Source organism: Catenulispora sp. EB89 (assembly GCF_041261445.1).
Lineage (GTDB): Bacteria > Actinomycetota > Actinomycetes > Streptomycetales > Catenulisporaceae > Catenulispora.
The window spans coordinates 260,201-275,051 of record NZ_JBGCCU010000013.1 but is presented as its reverse complement, the minus strand read 5'-3'; the positions used below and the strand labels follow the sequence as shown (position 1 = coordinate 275,051).

At 72.1% G+C, this 14,851-nt stretch carries 13 protein-coding genes; 4 read left to right on the top strand and 9 right to left on the bottom strand.

Features of this window, described 5'->3' with window-relative positions; all coding sequences use genetic code 11:
• Positions 1 to 8 precede the first annotated feature (8 nt).
• Positions 9 to 530 (bottom strand): SHOCT domain-containing protein, encoded by a 522-nt coding sequence (locus ABH920_RS27110; protein ID WP_370351948.1) that lies wholly within the window; start codon positions 528 to 530, stop codon positions 9 to 11.
• 33 nt (positions 531 to 563) lie between these two features.
• On the bottom strand, positions 564 to 1,616 hold the full coding sequence (locus ABH920_RS27105; RefSeq protein WP_370351946.1) for a Gfo/Idh/MocA family oxidoreductase: 1,053 nt from the start codon (positions 1,614 to 1,616) through the stop codon (positions 564 to 566).
• Between the two features lie 58 nt (positions 1,617 to 1,674).
• Here ABH920_RS27105 and ABH920_RS27100 point away from each other — a divergent pair, with 58 nt between their 5' ends.
• The gene (locus tag ABH920_RS27100) at positions 1,675 to 2,805 is read left to right on the top strand and encodes an ROK family protein (RefSeq protein ID WP_370351945.1); all 1,131 of its coding nucleotides are present in this window, start codon (positions 1,675 to 1,677) and stop codon (positions 2,803 to 2,805) included.
• Positions 2,806 to 2,898: 93 nt separating this feature from the next.
• Here ABH920_RS27100 and ABH920_RS27095 read toward each other — a convergent pair whose 3' ends face one another.
• From ABH920_RS27095 to ABH920_RS27085, 3 genes are read right to left on the bottom strand one after another with little or no spacing between them, the layout of a single operon-like run.
• On the bottom strand, positions 2,899 to 3,471 hold the full coding sequence (locus ABH920_RS27095) for a dihydrofolate reductase family protein (protein ID WP_370351944.1): 573 nt from the start codon (positions 3,469 to 3,471) through the stop codon (positions 2,899 to 2,901).
• Position 3,472: 1 nt separating this feature from the next.
• Entirely contained in the window at positions 3,473 to 4,222 is a 750-nt protein-coding gene (locus tag ABH920_RS27090) for an SRPBCC domain-containing protein (RefSeq protein WP_370351943.1), read from the bottom strand.
• On the bottom strand, positions 4,219 to 4,929 hold the full coding sequence (locus ABH920_RS27085) for an ArsR/SmtB family transcription factor (protein WP_370351942.1): 711 nt from the start codon (positions 4,927 to 4,929) through the stop codon (positions 4,219 to 4,221). Before ABH920_RS27085 ends, ABH920_RS27090 begins: the two co-directional genes overlap by 4 nt.
• Positions 4,930 to 5,019: 90 nt before the next feature.
• Here ABH920_RS27085 and ABH920_RS27080 point away from each other — a divergent pair, with 90 nt between their 5' ends.
• Together ABH920_RS27080 and ABH920_RS27075 are read left to right on the top strand one after the other, a co-directional pair.
• The gene (locus ABH920_RS27080) at positions 5,020 to 5,871 is read left to right on the top strand and encodes an alpha/beta fold hydrolase (protein WP_370351941.1); all 852 of its coding nucleotides are present in this window, start codon (positions 5,020 to 5,022) and stop codon (positions 5,869 to 5,871) included.
• 58 nt (positions 5,872 to 5,929) lie between these two features.
• On the top strand, positions 5,930 to 8,569 hold the full coding sequence (locus ABH920_RS27075) for an AAA family ATPase (RefSeq protein ID WP_370351940.1): 2,640 nt from the start codon (positions 5,930 to 5,932) through the stop codon (positions 8,567 to 8,569).
• 196 nt (positions 8,570 to 8,765) lie between these two features.
• Here the strand turns inward: ABH920_RS27075 and ABH920_RS27070 are convergent, their stop codons facing one another.
• From ABH920_RS27070 to ABH920_RS27060, 3 genes are all read right to left on the bottom strand, one after another.
• Positions 8,766 to 10,067 (bottom strand): hypothetical protein, encoded by a 1,302-nt coding sequence (locus tag ABH920_RS27070; RefSeq protein WP_370351938.1) that lies wholly within the window; start codon positions 10,065 to 10,067, stop codon positions 8,766 to 8,768.
• 105 nt (positions 10,068 to 10,172) lie between these two features.
• On the bottom strand, positions 10,173 to 10,712 hold the full coding sequence (locus tag ABH920_RS27065) for a hypothetical protein (protein WP_370351937.1): 540 nt from the start codon (positions 10,710 to 10,712) through the stop codon (positions 10,173 to 10,175).
• Positions 10,709 to 11,350 (bottom strand): acetate uptake transporter, encoded by a 642-nt coding sequence (locus ABH920_RS27060; RefSeq protein WP_370351936.1) that lies wholly within the window; start codon positions 11,348 to 11,350, stop codon positions 10,709 to 10,711. The genes ABH920_RS27065 and ABH920_RS27060 overlap by 4 nt, the downstream gene beginning before the upstream one ends.
• Before the next feature lie 284 nt (positions 11,351 to 11,634).
• On the opposite strand from ABH920_RS27060, the gene ABH920_RS27055 reads away from it, so the two are divergent.
• A complete protein-coding gene (locus ABH920_RS27055; protein WP_370351935.1) occupies positions 11,635 to 12,408 on the top strand; it encodes an SRPBCC family protein in 774 nt (257 codons plus the stop codon).
• A gap of 279 nt (positions 12,409 to 12,687) precedes the next feature.
• On the opposite strand, the gene ABH920_RS27050 is transcribed toward ABH920_RS27055, so the two are convergent.
• Positions 12,688 to 14,808 (bottom strand): prolyl oligopeptidase family serine peptidase, encoded by a 2,121-nt coding sequence (locus ABH920_RS27050; RefSeq protein ID WP_370351934.1) that lies wholly within the window; start codon positions 14,806 to 14,808, stop codon positions 12,688 to 12,690.
• Positions 14,809 to 14,851: the final 43 nt, after the last annotated feature.

Below are 14,851 nucleotides of genomic sequence, written 5' to 3'. Positions count from 1 at the left end.
CGATCAGGTCACCAGGGCTGCGGCACGTCGTCCTCCGGCGTGCTGGTGCCGAGGAGCTTCGCCTTGGCGATGCCGAACTCCTCGGCGGTCAGCATGCCTTGCGTGTGCAGGGCGGCCAATTTCTGGAGCTGTTCTACGAGCCCTGATGTGTCCGGTGCCGCCGGAGCCCAGTCGTCCGGCGGCGCTGACGCCGGTGCGGGCATCTGTACGGCGTCCACGGCGGCGCGTGCCGTGACCAGCAAGTCCCGGAACGCCGCCGCGTCCTGCTTCGTGCATCCGTTGACCGTGAACGGGTCTTTGCCCTTGCGGGGCGTCCCGCCGCCGGCGACCACCACGGTCACCGCGGCGAGGACCATCCCGTTCTTCACGTTCACCCCCGCGACCGCGCCGAGCGGGATCTGGGCCTCGCCTCGGCCCGCGTTCGAAAGCCAGGTGTGCGTGATCGTCACGTTCCGGCCGTCGAAGGTGATCGAGCCGTCCGAGCCCTCGATGCGCGTCGAGCCCGGCGGCAGCGGATCCTTCTTGCCCATGATGTTCCCCCTCCACCTCTGGTGGTGGGGACGTTACAGGGTCTTGCGCTCCGCGGCCGAGCGTCGGGCCAGTTCCAGCACTTCGAGCGCGGCCAGCGAGTCGCGGGGGTCGACCGGGGCCGGTGCGCCGTCGCGCAGCGCTGAGACGACGCCGGCGTAGAAGGCCGGGTAGTCGCCGGGCAGCGACGGGTACCGGTGCGCCTCCTCGGTCGTGCCGAGCAGGCCCCACTCGTCCTCCGCCGGTTCGCCCCAGCCGGGGCCGGGGCGCTCGCCGGCGCGCAGTGCCGCCTCCTGGGGGTCCAGGCCCTGGACGGTGTAAGCGCTCTGATCCCCGAGGATGCGCAGGCGCGGGCCGGGCTGGGCGCACACGGCGCTCATCCACAGGTGCGAGTGGACGCCGTTCTCGTGGGTCAGGGCGATGAAGGCGTCGTCGTCGACGGCCGCGCCGGCGCGGCGGGTGTCGACCTCGGCGTAGACGTGTGCGGCCGGGCCGAACAGGTGCAGCGCCTGGTCGACCAGGTGGCTGCCGAGGTCGTTGAGGACGCCGCCGGCCTTGGCCGGGTCCGCGGACTCACGCCAGCCGGTGGCGACCTGCGGGCGCCAGCGCTCGAAGCGCGACTCGTAGCGGTGGACGGTGCCCAGCTTGCCGTCCGCGATCAGGTGCTTCGCGGTGCGGAAATCGCTGTCCCAGCGCCGGTTCTGGAAGACGGTCAGCATCAGGCCGCGCGCCTCGGCGAGCTCGATCAGGGCGCGGGCCTCGGCGGCGGTGGGAGCCAGCGGCTTGTCGACGACGACCGGCAGGCCGGCGTCCAGCGCGGCGCGGGCGGAGGGGCTGTGCGTGTCGTTGGGGGAGGCGACGACGACCAGGTCGAGCTTCGAAGGATCGGCGAGGAGTTCGTCGACACTGGCGACGGCCTGCGCCTCCGGGAAGTCGCGGCTCAGCTGCTCGCGCCGTTCGGGATTGGCGGTTACTGCGTACTGCAGCGTCAGGCCGGGCGTGGTGGCGATGAGGGGGGCGTGGAAGGCGCGCCCGGCCAGGCCGTAGCCGATCAGGCCGACGCGCAGGGGAGTCTCGGCAGCGCTCATGGGGTGAGTTAAGCAACACTGTTGGCAAAGTGCAAAACGGGGTCGCACAATGGGACGCATGGACAGACGGCAGGCCGGGACCAACCTCGCGGGGTTGCGCGATCACAACACCGCGCTGGTGCTGCGCCTACTGCGCGCTGCTGCCGCCCGGGAGGAAGACGAAGGCCTGACCGGCAGCAGCCGCGTCCAACTCGCCGCCGAGACCGGCCTCACGCCCCAGGCGATCAGCAAGATCACCGCTCGGCTGCTGGACGAGGGCATGATCGTGGAGACCGGCCGCGCCGAGTCCACCGGCGGCAAACCGCGCACGTTGCTGGCCGTGCGTCCCGAGGCCGCGTACACCGTCGGCGTCGAGCTGGACCGCCGGCACAGCACGATCCTGCTCGTGGACCTGGCCGGACAGCGGCGGCGACGGGAGTCCCTGATGTTCGGCCTGGCGAGCGGGAAACCCGAGCGGGTGGCCGCCGGACTCGCCGAGCGGGTGCAGGACCTCATCCGCGCGGCTCCGGGCGGCGGGCGCGTGCTCGGCGTCGGCATCGGTTGTCGCGGGCCGCTGGACTACGAAACCGGGGTGTTGCACCGTCCCGCCGGACTGCCCGGCTGGGACGGGTATCCGTTGTGCGACGTCATCACCGGGTTGCTGGATCTGCCGGCCGCGGCGTCGCCGACGGTGCTGCTCGACAAGGACACCAACACCGCCGCGCTGGCCGCACCCGCTCCCGGGCCGGCCAACACCGCATATCTGCACCTCGCCGACGGACTCGGCGCCGGATTGCAGTTGAACGGCGCCATCTACCGGGGGACGCGGACCAACGCCGGGGAGTTCGGGCACCAGGTGATCCAGCCCTACGGTCCGGTCTGCACCTGCGGCGCCCGCGGTTGCCTGGAGGCGTTGTGTCTGGCCGCACTCGCCGACGGCGATCCGGACACCGCCGCGCGCTGGCTCGGTCTCGGTGCGGCGAACCTCGTCCGGTTGCTCGACATCGACCGGATTCTCCTTGGCGGGCACCAGATTTTTGCCGCGCCGGAGGTCTATCTGAAGGCGGTCGCCGAGCAGATCGCCGAACATCTGCCTGATCCCGCGTGGCAGGGCGTGCAGGTGGCGCTGACTCCCGCCGGGGCCGACGCGGTCGCGGTCGGCGCCGCGCGGCTCGCGCTGGACACGGCTCTGGAGGCGCCGGCAAACTGATCAGCCCCCTGTCACGGTGACAGGAGGCTGATGCGGGTGAAGCCGTGGTGGTGAACGGCCGCGAAGCCGGCGTGCGCGCCGCGGTCCGAGTCCTCAGCGGACCACCTCGAAGACGTTCTTCTGGATGCCGTTGCTGTAGACCTCGCTGTCGACCAGCTTCAGCTTCTGGGCGTTCTTGTCGGTGCTGCTGAACAGGCGCTGGCCGGCGCCGAGCAGCAGCGGGAAGACCAGCAGGTTGTACTGGTCGATCAGACCGGCGTCGGACAGCGCGTGGTTGAGCTCGACGCTGCCGTGGACGATGATCGGGCCGCCCTCGGTCTGCTTCAGCGCGGCGACCTCGTCGAGCGAGCGCAGGATGGTGGTCGGGCCCCAGTCGTCGACCAGGTCGTCCTCGGTCAGGGTGGTCGAGACGACGTACTTCGGCAGGTCCTTGTAGTGCGCGAAATCGCTCATGCCCGGCCACACCGGGCTGAAGAGCTCGTAGCTGTTCCGGCCCATGAGGATCGCGGTGGACTCCATCTGCTCGGAGCCCTTCATGGCGTAGGCCTCGGGGACGAAGTCGACCTGCTTGAAGGTCCAGCCGGCGTTCCGGTAGTCGCTTTGGCCGCCGGGGTCCTCCACGACGCCGTCGAGGGAGATGAAGGCGGTGCTGATCAGGGTACGCATGTCAGGCTCCTTGGATAGTGTCGGACAGCCACTGCTGCCAGGTCTTCTCGGCTTCGGCCGGATCGCCGGCCGGGGCGAACAGGTGGTGGAACATCACGGCCACGCCCGAGCCGTGGTGGAAGGTGTAGAGCCCGTCGGCGCTGCGGAGCGCGAAGCGCTCGCTGTCGGCCCAGACGACTTCGCCGTCGAGGACCGGGTCGCCGTCCGGGCCGCCGTGCGCCCGGGCCCCGGCGGTGATCGGGACGGTCAGCGAGAGCGCGTCGGCGAGCCGCGCCTGAACCTGCTCGGGCGTGCGGTCGGCGGCCGGCGCCATGCCGAAGACCGGGGCCGCGATACGGCCGGGGAAGTGCGCCAGGTACTCGTGCAGGGTGTGGAGGTGGAAGGGCCAGCCGCTGCGCAGGGCGTCGTACTCGTCCTGCCAGTCGTCGCCGAGCAGGCCGCTGTGCACGACGCGCAGCACGGTGCTGCCGCCTTCCCGGCCCTCGATCAGGTACTCGAAGGCCATGAACCGGCCGTCGGCGCCGGGGGAGGTGCGCAGGGCCAGGCGGCTGCCGGGGTCGTAGGCGGTGACCACGGACTCCTCGCGGTGGCCGCCGGTGTCCATCGAGGCGGTGCCGCCTTCGCGGGCCTCGATCTCGTTGCGGCCCATGAACCAGGAGTCGACTCCCGGTCCGGTGGCGATCGCCTCCCAGACCTGCTCGGGGGTGGCCGGCAGGGTGGTTTCGAGGGCGATCTCGAAGGGGTGGGTCATCGCGGATCCTCCTGTCCTGCTTCAGGTCCTGCTTCAGAGTCGGGTAGTTGCGGGTTCTCGGCAGCCGGCTGTGGTCCGTGCGGGGTGGCGTCGGCGCTGCCTTCGGGGTCGTCCGGTCCGTCGGGCCGGGCCGTCGGGATCGGATGCAGTCCGACGACCAGGCGGTGATCCCGGCCGTGCGGGGCGTGCTCGTCGTGGTAGCGGCTGACGAGGCTGGTCACGGCCTGCGTCAGCTCCTCGGCGAACGCCGCGCGGTCGGCCGCTGAGGCGAAGCGCACCTGCGCGTCCACCGCGAACGTGGCGACCGGCTTCCCGGCCCGCGCCGAGCCGGTGAGCAGCGTGCCGACCTCCTGGATCAGGCGCGAGCCCAACGCCAGCAGCCAGCGTGCGGACAGCCGGTCCGGCGCCCGGTCGGGATCCGGGCTGACGGCGGCCAGCGTCACCGGGGAGATGACGTACGAGGCCGCGGTGGCGCCGTACACGCGCTCGGTGACGTTGCCCTTGCGGCGCTCTTCGACGAGCTCGACCAGGCCGTGTCGTTCGAGCTCCTTGAGGTGGTAGTTGATCTTCTGCCGGGGCAGTCCCAGCCGGCCCGCCAGCATGGCGGCCGACCCCGGCTCGGCCAGGGCGGCCAGGATCCGGGACCGGATCGGGTCCAGGGAGGCCTCGGCTGCGGCGGGTTCCTCGATAACGGCTACGTCGAGCATGGGTCCAGCATGTAGCCGACAAGAGTTTTTGTCAAGACAAGAAAAGTTGTCGGTGGGGATCGAGAAGCCTGTCGGCGGTACCGTGCTGCCATGCCCTTCACGATGAGCAACGGCGTCCGGCTGGCTTATGACGAAGCGGGCTCCGGCCCGGCGGTGGTGCTGACCCACGGCGGCCTGGGCGATCGCCGCATGTGGGACCACCAGTTCCAGGCGCTGGCCGAGCGCTGCCGCGTGGTGCGCTACGACATGCGCGGGCTCGGCGAGTCGGACGACGCGGCCGGCGAATTCGCACGCTGCGACGACCTGCTCGGCCTGCTGGACGCGCTCGGCATCGAGCAGGCCGTGCTCGTCGGTAACTCGATCGGCGGCGCGCACTCGATCGAGGCCGCGTTGTCGGCGCCCGAGCGCGTGCGCGGGCTGGCGCTGATCTGCTCGGGGCTCACCGAGTACGACTGGCCGGCGGAGATGACCTCGGAGATCGGGCACCTCATCACGCAGGCTGTCCCGGCCGAGCGCATGGCGCGGTACTGGGAGCGCACCGCCGACCGCGTCGACCCGGCCGACGTCGCGGCGGTCGCCGAGGTGAACGTCCGGTACATGGTCGCCGGGCCCAAGCGCGATCTGGAGGATGTCGCCCCGGAAGTCAGGGCACTGGCACTGGAGATGTGCGGCAACAACTTCCTGCGCGAGTGGAGCGTCCCCTTGTACCAGGAGCGCTTTCTGCAGCCGCCGATCATCGACCGGCTGCGCGACATCGCGGTGCCGACCCTGATCGTGAACGGGATCCACGACCCCTCGGCCATCCAGGAGATCGCCGATCTGCTGGCGCTGCGGGTCCCCGGCGCCGAGCGCATCGACCTGGACGCGGGGCACCTGCCGCCGATCGAGCGGCCCGAGGAGACGACGCGCGCGCTGCTGGAGTTCGTCACGCGGCTTTCGTAGATGGAGCGCATCATCGGTACGCTCCAGATGCAGATCACGTCGTGTGCCGGGAGGTCGGATGAGCATGCCCGACACGGCCGTGCTGTGGCCGCTGGTCGGGCGTGAGCTGGAACTGGCTTCCTTCGACGCGGTCTGGGCCGCGCGGCGCTGTCAGGGCGTGGTGATCCACGGGCCGGCCGGGATCGGGAAGACGCGGCTGGCGCGGGAGTGCCTGCCGCGGGCGGTGCGGGCCGGGTTCGAGGCCGGGCAGGCCACCGCCTCGGTGCCGGCGGCCGCGGTGCCGCTCGGGGCCATCGCGCATCTGATTCCGCCGGGGCTGGATCTGGTGGATCCGGTGCGGGGTTTCGCGGCGGTGGCCCGGGCGTTGTCGGGGCCGGGCGGCCGGCGCCGGTGGGTGCTGCTCGTCGACGATCTGCAGTGGCTCGACGCGGCCTCGGCGGTGTTGCTGCGGCAGCTGATGGACGCCGGGGTCGTGCGGCTGATCGGTACGGTGCGCAGCGGCGAGCCGGTCGGCGACGCGGTCGGGGCGCTGTGCGGCGGCGACGCCGTCCACCGCGTCGACCTGGAGCCGTTCGACGTCCGGGCCACCGAGCAGGCGTTGCAGGCCGCACTCGGCGGGCCGGTGGTGCGGCGTACGGTCGAGGACCTGCACGAGGCCTCCGGCGGCAACATCCTCTTCCTCCGGGAGCTGGTGCTCGGCGCGCTCGCCGCCGGGACGCTGGCCCACGACGGCGAGATCTGGGAGCAGAGCGGCCGGCTCGCCGCCGGCACGCGCCGGCTGTCGGAGATGATCGACGCACGGCTGTCCGCCGCCCCGGACCGCGCACGGCCCGCGCTGGAGCTGCTGGCGCTGTGCGAACCGGTGCCGCTCGCCGACGTCCTCGCCACCACCGATCTCGACACGCTCACCGCGCTGGAGGAATCCGGGCTGGTGCGCGTCATCGCCTGCCGTCGCCGGACGACCGTCGCGCTCGCGCATCCCCTGTACGGCGAGGCGCTGCGGCGCCGCATCCCCTCGCTCCGCCGCACCAAACTGCTCCTGGACCAGGTCGACCGCACCAAGGCGGCCGGCGCGCGGCGTGCCGACGACACCCGGCGGATGGCCGCCTGGCAGCTGGCCGCCACCGGCACCGCCGATCCGGCGCTGCTCGTCGAAGCCGCCGCGCTGGCCCGCTACGCCCACGACTACGCGCAGGCGAAGACCCTGCTGGAAGCGCTGCCCGAGGACGATCAGACCACTGCGACACGGCTGGCGCTCGGCGAGGCGCTGTTCGAACTCGGCGCCCCGGTCGGCGCCGAAGCCGTGCTGGCAGCGGCCGACGCCGGGGCACGCGGGGACCAGGAGAAGCTGTCCGTCGCGGTGGTCCGCTCCTGGAACCTCTTCTGGGGCGCGGGGCGGACGCCGGAAGCGCTCGCGCTGATCGCCGACGCCGACGCGGGCCTGGCCGGCGCGGAGGGTCGCAGGATGCTGCGGTACCACGCGGCGTCGATCCGGATCTCCGACGGCGACCCCTCGGCGCTCGGGCTGCTCGACGACATGGGAGACGAGGCCGGGGACGCCCCCGACCCGACCGGCTGGCTGACGGCGGCGATGATGAAGTCGATGGCGCTGACCATGCGCGGGCGTGCGACGGACGGCGTCGCATGGGCCGAGCAGGCCTACCGGGCCCATCTGGCCATCGCCGATCGGGCGCTGTACCCGCACCCGGCGGCGCAGCTCATATCGCTGTCCGTGGTGCTGCGGGACGCCGGGCGCTTCACCGAGGCGCGGGCGAACGGGGAGCGGGCCCACGCCGAGCTCGCGACGTCGGCCACGCAGCTGACGCGGACGTGGATCGCGTTCAGCCGCGGGCAGGTCGAGCTGTCGTGCGGACACCCGGCCAGCGCGCGGCGCTGGTTCGCCGAGGCGGTGCGGCGGGCGCGGTCGCAGGGGCAGATCAGGCCCCTGAACCCGGGGCTCAACGGGCTGGCGATCGCGGCGGCGCAGCTGGGCGACGTCGCCGCCGCCGAGCAGGCCGTCGACCGTGCGCGGCAGTATCCGCCGTTCGGACTGAACGCGGAGTTCGGCGCTTTGGCCGAGGCCTGGTTGCGGGTCGCGCGCGGGGACCTGGGCGGTGCGCGCGAAGTGCTTCGCGAGGGGGCGGAGCGGTCGCGGGCCGCCGGGCACGTCAGCATGGAGGTGTGGCTGCTGACGGATCTGGTCCGGATCGGCGGCGCGTCGGCTGCTCTCGGGCGGCTGGCCGAGGTGGCCGAGACGGCGCAGGGGGACCTGGTGCCGGCGGTGCTGGATCTGGCGCGGGCGCTCGCGGAGGACGATCCGGAGCGGTTGTCGGCTGTGGCGCAGACGATGGCGGGCATGGGGGCCGATCTGTACGCGGCCGAGGCGGCGAGTGCCGCGGCTGCGGCGTTCCGCCGGGTCGGGCGGCCGCGGCGGGCTCCGGTGGCGGCGCGGCTGGCGGCGGAGCTGGCGGCGTTGTGCGAAGGGGTGCGGACGCCGCTGGCGGTGGCGGAGGCGGCGGCGCCTTTGACCGCGCGGCAGCGGGACATCGCGGCGCTGGCTGCGGCGGGGGTGGCGAGTAAGGACATTGCGGCGCGGTTGCAGCTGTCGGTGCGGACGGTGGAGAACCATCTGCAGAACGCGTATTCGCGGCTGGGCGTGACGACGCGGGCCGAGTTGGCTGACGCGCTGGGTGTTTAGGGCGTGTAGGGCTTGCGCTTTGTTGAGTACTGATTACTCAAGTGTGGTGATCGGCGCGGTGGTCGAGTGGGTCCGAAGGAGGTGACCTTTATGGCCACGAAGAAGGACATCGTCTGGAGCTGACGACGCGCGTGGCGTCCGTCTTCGCTGGGCCGCGGTGCTTCTCGGCGCGCCGCGGCCCAGCTTTTCCGTGTGCTCAGTAGCCCGGCTGCTGCGGGTATTGCTGGTAGGACTGTTGTTGCTGCTGCTGTTGCTGCTGGACGGCGAGGATCGCGGCGACCTGCTGGGCCTGCTTCGTCGGCATCATGGTCGCGACCATCGAGCCGTCGGCGAAGTGGAGTTCGGCACGCGGGGTGCGGCCGTGGAGCGCGGCGTCCTTGGTGCCTTCGGTGCGCACGCCCGCGATGGCGGTGCGCGGCACGGCGTGGACCAGGCGCATCGAGCTGCCGCCGGCGCGTCCGGCGCGGAAGACGAGGTAACGCCGGTCGGTGAGAACGCCCCAGGAACCCGGACCATAGTCCTCGCGGGTGGCGCGCGCGTACCGGATGAACCAGCCGGCCGTGCTGTCCCACCCGCCGAGGAAGACAGGGCCGGCGAGCTTGCGGTTGAGGGCCTCGGTGCCCTTCTCAGCCAGGCGCTCATTCATCGCGTCGAGCGGGTTGAGGGCCCACTTCAGACCCTTGTTGATCTTCTTGTCGACCCGGTTGACGCCGCCGAGCACCCGGTGCTGGCCCTCGATGGCGATCATCAGCTCGCGCGGGGTTTCGGGGATGGTGTCGTCGAGCTTGAGGATGAAGCCGTAGTAGACGGTCTCACCGGGCTCGAGGAACGGCGCCGCGCCCTCGACGAGGCGGTCGCGGGGCGGGACCAGGTTCGGCGGGGGCGGGAAGCTGGCGGTCGGGAGCTGGGGCTGGGGGATGTAGGCGGGTGGCGCCTGGTAAGGGGCGGGCTGCTGCTGCCAGGCCGGGTTCGGGGCGGCGGGAGGTGCTTGCGGCGCGGGTTGCTGCCAGGCGTTCGGCGAGGCGGGAGGCGCCGGGTACCGCGGCGCGGGTGCGGCGGGAGGTGCCGGATATTGCGGTGTGGCGGCGGGCTGCTGCCAGGCCGGGTTCGGGGCGGCGGGAGGTGCTTGCGGCGCAGGCTGCTGCCAGGCGCTTGGCGCGGCGGGCGGTGCCGGATACTGCCCGGCGGCTGGCTGTTGCCAGGGGTTCGGTGCGGCTGGCGGTGCCGGGTACTGCGGCGCGGGTTGTTGCCAGGCGTTCGGAGCAGCGGGAGGCGCCGGATATTGCGGTGCGGCAGGCTGCTGCCAGGCGTTTGGCGCGGCAGGAGGCGCAGGATATTGCGGTGCGGGCGGCGTCGGCGGATAAGGCTGCTGATTCCCCTGCTGATTCCCGGCCTGGTACTGGTTCACCGGATGCGCGGGATAGGGCGGCGCCTCGTTCTGCGGCTGCCACTGCGGTGCGGGTGCGGGCTGGCCGTACTGCGGCTCGGGTTGGTTCATGCGTCCCCCATGGCTACGGATACCGGTGGCCGGCTCGTGCCCGCGCGAGTGTCGGCCTGCTGTCGGTGTTGCGTGCCAAGGGTAGAGCGCGTCGCTGGGGACCGGTCACTCGCTCTGACCGAATGCCCTGATCTCCTCGATCTGCTCCCGTGTCAGGTGCGTCGGGGTCTCGCCGCGTTCGAGCTTCGCGGCCTGTACTCGGCGCCGGATGTCTTCGACGATCTCGGGGTTGGCCAGCGTCGTGGTGTCGCCGACGTCTGTGAAGTTGGAGATCGCCGCCAGGACGTAGCGTGCGATCCTGCCTGAGCGACTCATCGGCAGGGCGGCGACGATCCACACGCGGCTGATCTCGCGTTCGATTGCGCGGGCGTCGCTTCCGGGGCTCAGTACCACGTACACCTCGGCCGAGCGTCCGCGAAGTGCGTCGTGCACTGGCACGGCCGCAGCCTCCGCGACCCCGGCCACCGCCAGCGCCGCCGACTCCAGTTGGTCGGGCTCCTCGGGTTGTTCGGGGGAGGCGGCGCTCGTCGCAGGGTCCTTCTTCGTCCACGCGCGCACGCGCACCCGTGCGCGCGGCGCGGGACGGACCGCCCCCGCGGCCCGTCCCGGGGTCCGCAGTCCGCGCCCGGCCGCGCGACCGCTCATCGCGGCCAGGTGGGCAGCACCGTCTTGCCGTGTGTGGCGTTCACCACCGCGGCGGACGACGCGTACCAGGCGACCGCCGCCGTGACGATGCCGAACCAGCCGCCGACCTTGGTCATCGCGTCCGGTGCCGGGTCGTTCATGAACGCGCCGATCGCCAGGAACAGGAAGGTGAGGGTCAGCAGCACGAACACGCCGAGCACCGCGAGGTTCGTCTTCAGTGCCGCGAGCGTCATGTACGCGGTGAAGATGCACCATGCCAGCAGGTACAGCCCGATCGCCTGGTGGATGTCGCCGGCGTTGGCGGGTGTCAGCTTGACCAGCGCCCAGTAACTGAGCCAGAACGCGCCGAAGGAGGCGAACGCGGTCGCACCGAAGGTGTTGCCGCGCTTGAACTCCCACATGCCGGCCAGAAGCTGTGCGGTACCGCCGTAGAACAGCGCCAGCGCCAGGACGACGTTGACCGCGCCGCTCTCCTTGATGATGTTCGCGTTCACGAAACTGAGCACGAACGTGGTCATGGCGAAGCCGGCGAGTCCGAGAGGGGCAGGATCGGCGACGCTGAAACCGGAGGACGCCGGGGGTGTCGGCGTCGGTGGTGTCGGGGGCGCCGCCCGGCCAGTGGAGGTCGTCTCGCTCATTTCGCGACTCCTTCCCGCGGAGGAAAGGGCAGACATTTCCGCTCACATCAGGATAGAACGGTTGCGCAAGAAAGAGTAGAGCGGAGCGCCGTCGCAGGGGCTGGAGAGGCTGATATGGCACTGAGCCACGACCGAGTGGCCGAACGGTCCAGGAAGCACATGGCGAAAGTTAGTACCTCTCACTCTTCCTATTGACTCTCACGCTCATGGTGTTATAGCTTCTAACTACAGCGACATCAGCTAACTGACGTGCTGACGCAGCCGCCGACCGAGGGAGCCACGCCATGACCGCCGCCGAAACGATCGCCGACACCATCGCCGAGACCGCTGCTGATGCCGGTGCTGACAGCAGCCGCACCCGCCGCCGTCCCGCCCGCCTGCGCACCGCGCTGCTCGCCCTCCCGCTGGCCGCCACCGCACTGCTCGGCGGCCTGGCGGCGCCAGCCGAGGCCGCGGCAGCCCAGAGCGCGGCAGCCCAGAGCGCGACAGCCCAGGCCGCGACAGCCCAGAGCGCCACAGCCCAAACCGCCACCACGCAGCGCCCCCTGACCTGCCAAGGCCAGGGCATCGACCCGACCGCCCAGCTGCACTACCAGACCCAGATCTTCATCAAGGCGCCGCTGAGCACCGTCTGGCGCGTCCACACCGACGTCGCGGCGTGGCCGCAGTGGCAGCGCGCGGTCAGCAGCATGAAGCCCCTGACCCGCGGCCCGCTGCACCCGGGCTCCCAGTTCCGTTGGACCACGCCGGCCCCGGCCACCGCCTCCACGCCCGCCACGACGCTGGTCGTCACCTCCACGGTGCAGAACGTCCGGCCGGGCCAGTGCATCCGGTGGATGGGCCCGGCGATCGGCGACGGGCTGCGCATCGACCGCGGCACGCACGTCTGGAACTTCATCAAGGTCCCCGGCGGCGTGATCGTGCGGACCGAGGAGAGCTGGACCGGCGCGCAGATCGAGGCCGATCCGGCTACCGCGATCCGTTACCTGGCGCCGGGCCTGGACGAGTGGCTGGCCGACCTCAAGGCCCGCGCTGAGGCCCAGACCTGCGAGCACTGAACGCCAGAGGCCGCCGAAGCCGAGTCGGGCCCCGGGGGACCCCCCGCGGCCGCCACCGGCGGCGAGAAGACACCCCGACCCCCCCCCGCGCGGCGGGCCCCCCGCCCCCGCGCGGGCGCCCCCGGGGGCGGCCCCCCGCCGCCGGGGGGGGCCCGGGCCGCCGGCGGGGGGGTGCACCCCCCCCACAGCCCCGGGCCCCCCCCACCCCCCGCGGCCGCCTCGCCGGGGGCGGCCGGCGGCCCCCCCCCGCGCCCCGACTCGGCATTCTTCATCAAGCGCCTACAGCAACTCGGGCTGCTCCCACGCCTCGCCCAGCACGTGCTCGGCTAGGAACGCCCGCACCGTCTCGTACCAGAGCTTTGATTCCTGCGGCCGCATGATCCAGTGGTTCTCGTCGGGGAAGTACAGCAGCTTCGCCTCCTTGCCCCGCCGCTGCAGGTCCTGCCACTGCCACAGCGCGTTCGCCACCGGCACCCGGTAGTCGTTGTTGCCGTGGGTGATCAGGATCGGCGAGCTGACGTTGTCCGCGTACAGATGCGGCGACCAGCGCAGGCTGTGCTCCGGCCGCAGCATGACGTCGCCGTACGCCTGCCGGAAGAACCACGGGACGTCGGAGACCGTGCGCAGCTGCGCGTTCCAGACGCCGGCGTGCGAGATCAGGGCCTTGAAACGGTCGGTCTGCGTCGCGATCCAGTTCGTCAGGTAGCCGCCGAACGAGGCGCCCATGGCCGCCGTGCGCGTGCCGTCGATGTCCGGCCGCTCCAGGACCGCGTCGGTGGCGGCCATGATGTCGTGGAACGGGTTTCCGCTGCCCTCGCCCTTGCCGCGGTTGATGAAGGCCTGGCCGTAGCCGGTGGACAGCGAGTAGTCCGGCAGCAGGACGGCGTAGCCGCGCTGCACCATCACCCACGGATTGGCCCGCCAGCTCCATGAGTTGCTGCTCATCAGCGGGCCGCCGTGGATCCACACGATCAGCGGCGACGGGCCGTCGGCGTGGTCCGGCAGGACCAGGCGGGAGTGGATGACGGTGCCGTCCTCGGCGGTCGCCGTCACCTCCTCGACCCGGCCCGGCACCTGCACGGTGTCCCCGGGTGCCGACAGCGGGAACGGCTGCTGGTCCACGGCGGACGTGTCCAGGCGGACCGGGCGCGGGGTGGCGTCGGTGGCGCTGCGGATCGCGAACAGGGTGCGGCCGTCCGGGGTGACGCGCAGGCTGCCGTACGCGGCACGGTCGCCGGTGAGCCGGGTGACCTCGCCGGTCGCCACGTCCACCTTGAACACCGGCGAGCGGCCCAGTTGGTCCGCGGTGAAGTAGAGGGCTGATGAGTCCGGCGCCCACAGCAGGCCCTGCGGCCACAGGTCCAGGTCCTCGGTGAGCGGCTTGCCCGCGTCGGCGGTGCCGGAGACCCCCGCGATCCCCGCGATCCCCGCGACCCCTGTGCCCTCCACGATGCCCTCGGCGCCCCCGACCAGCGGCTTGAGGTAGATGGTCGGCTTGCCGGTCGCGTCGAAGGTGTCGGCCGGCGCGCGCAGGTACGCGACGGTGGCGCCGTCCGGGGAGATGGCCGGGTTGCTGTGTTCGTGCCCTGCGTCGCCCGCGAACACCGTCGTCGTCGAGGTGGCGACGTCGAGCAGCCGGAGTTCGGCGACGTGCTCGCCGGCCGGGAGCGTCGCCAGGATGCCGTAGACGATCTTCGATCCGTCGGCGGTCACCGCGAACGAGTCCACGACCGGCCCGAGGTCCCCGGTCACGGCGCGGAGCTCCACTCTTCCGTCCGGGCCGGGGGCGTCGGCGACGAAGAACCGGGTGCCGTCCGGGCCCAGCTGCGAGTCCCACTCCCGGATCCGCGCCGCGGTGTGCAGGATCGCGGTGACGTTCGCGTCCTTGCGGGCCTTGCGGCGGGCCGCGTCGTCGGCGAGGTCCTTGGCCTCCGGCATGACCCGCGCGGTGAGCACGATGCGCCCGGTCTCCCGCGCGACCGCGACACCGCCGATTCCGGCCGGCGGTGCGGCCAGCAGCCGGGCCTCGCCGCCGCGCGCCGGGAGTAGCCACAGGCCTTGGCCGTCGCCGGAGTCGTCGCCGTCCTTCGCGTCCGGGTCGGCGCGTTTGGCGGCGAACAGGAGCGAGCCGTCGGGGAGGAAGGCCGGGGACGACTCGCCGGCCGCCGAGCGGGTGAGGCGGAACGGGGCGCCGCCGTCGCGGTCGACGTCCCAGATCGAGGAGACGTACTTCTTGCCGTCCGGGGAAAGGTTCTGCACACCGACCACGAGCCGGTTGCCGTCCGGGGCCAGCGCCAGGCCGCTGACCCGGGGGATCTCGATGAACTTCGCGAGGTTTTCGAAGGGGTTCTCGTCGTCGGCCCTCTGCGTGGCTTCGGGTTCCGGGGTGTGCTCAGTCATTCCCGTCACAGTAGTTCGGTAAGGGGGTCTGGGCATTCGGCAT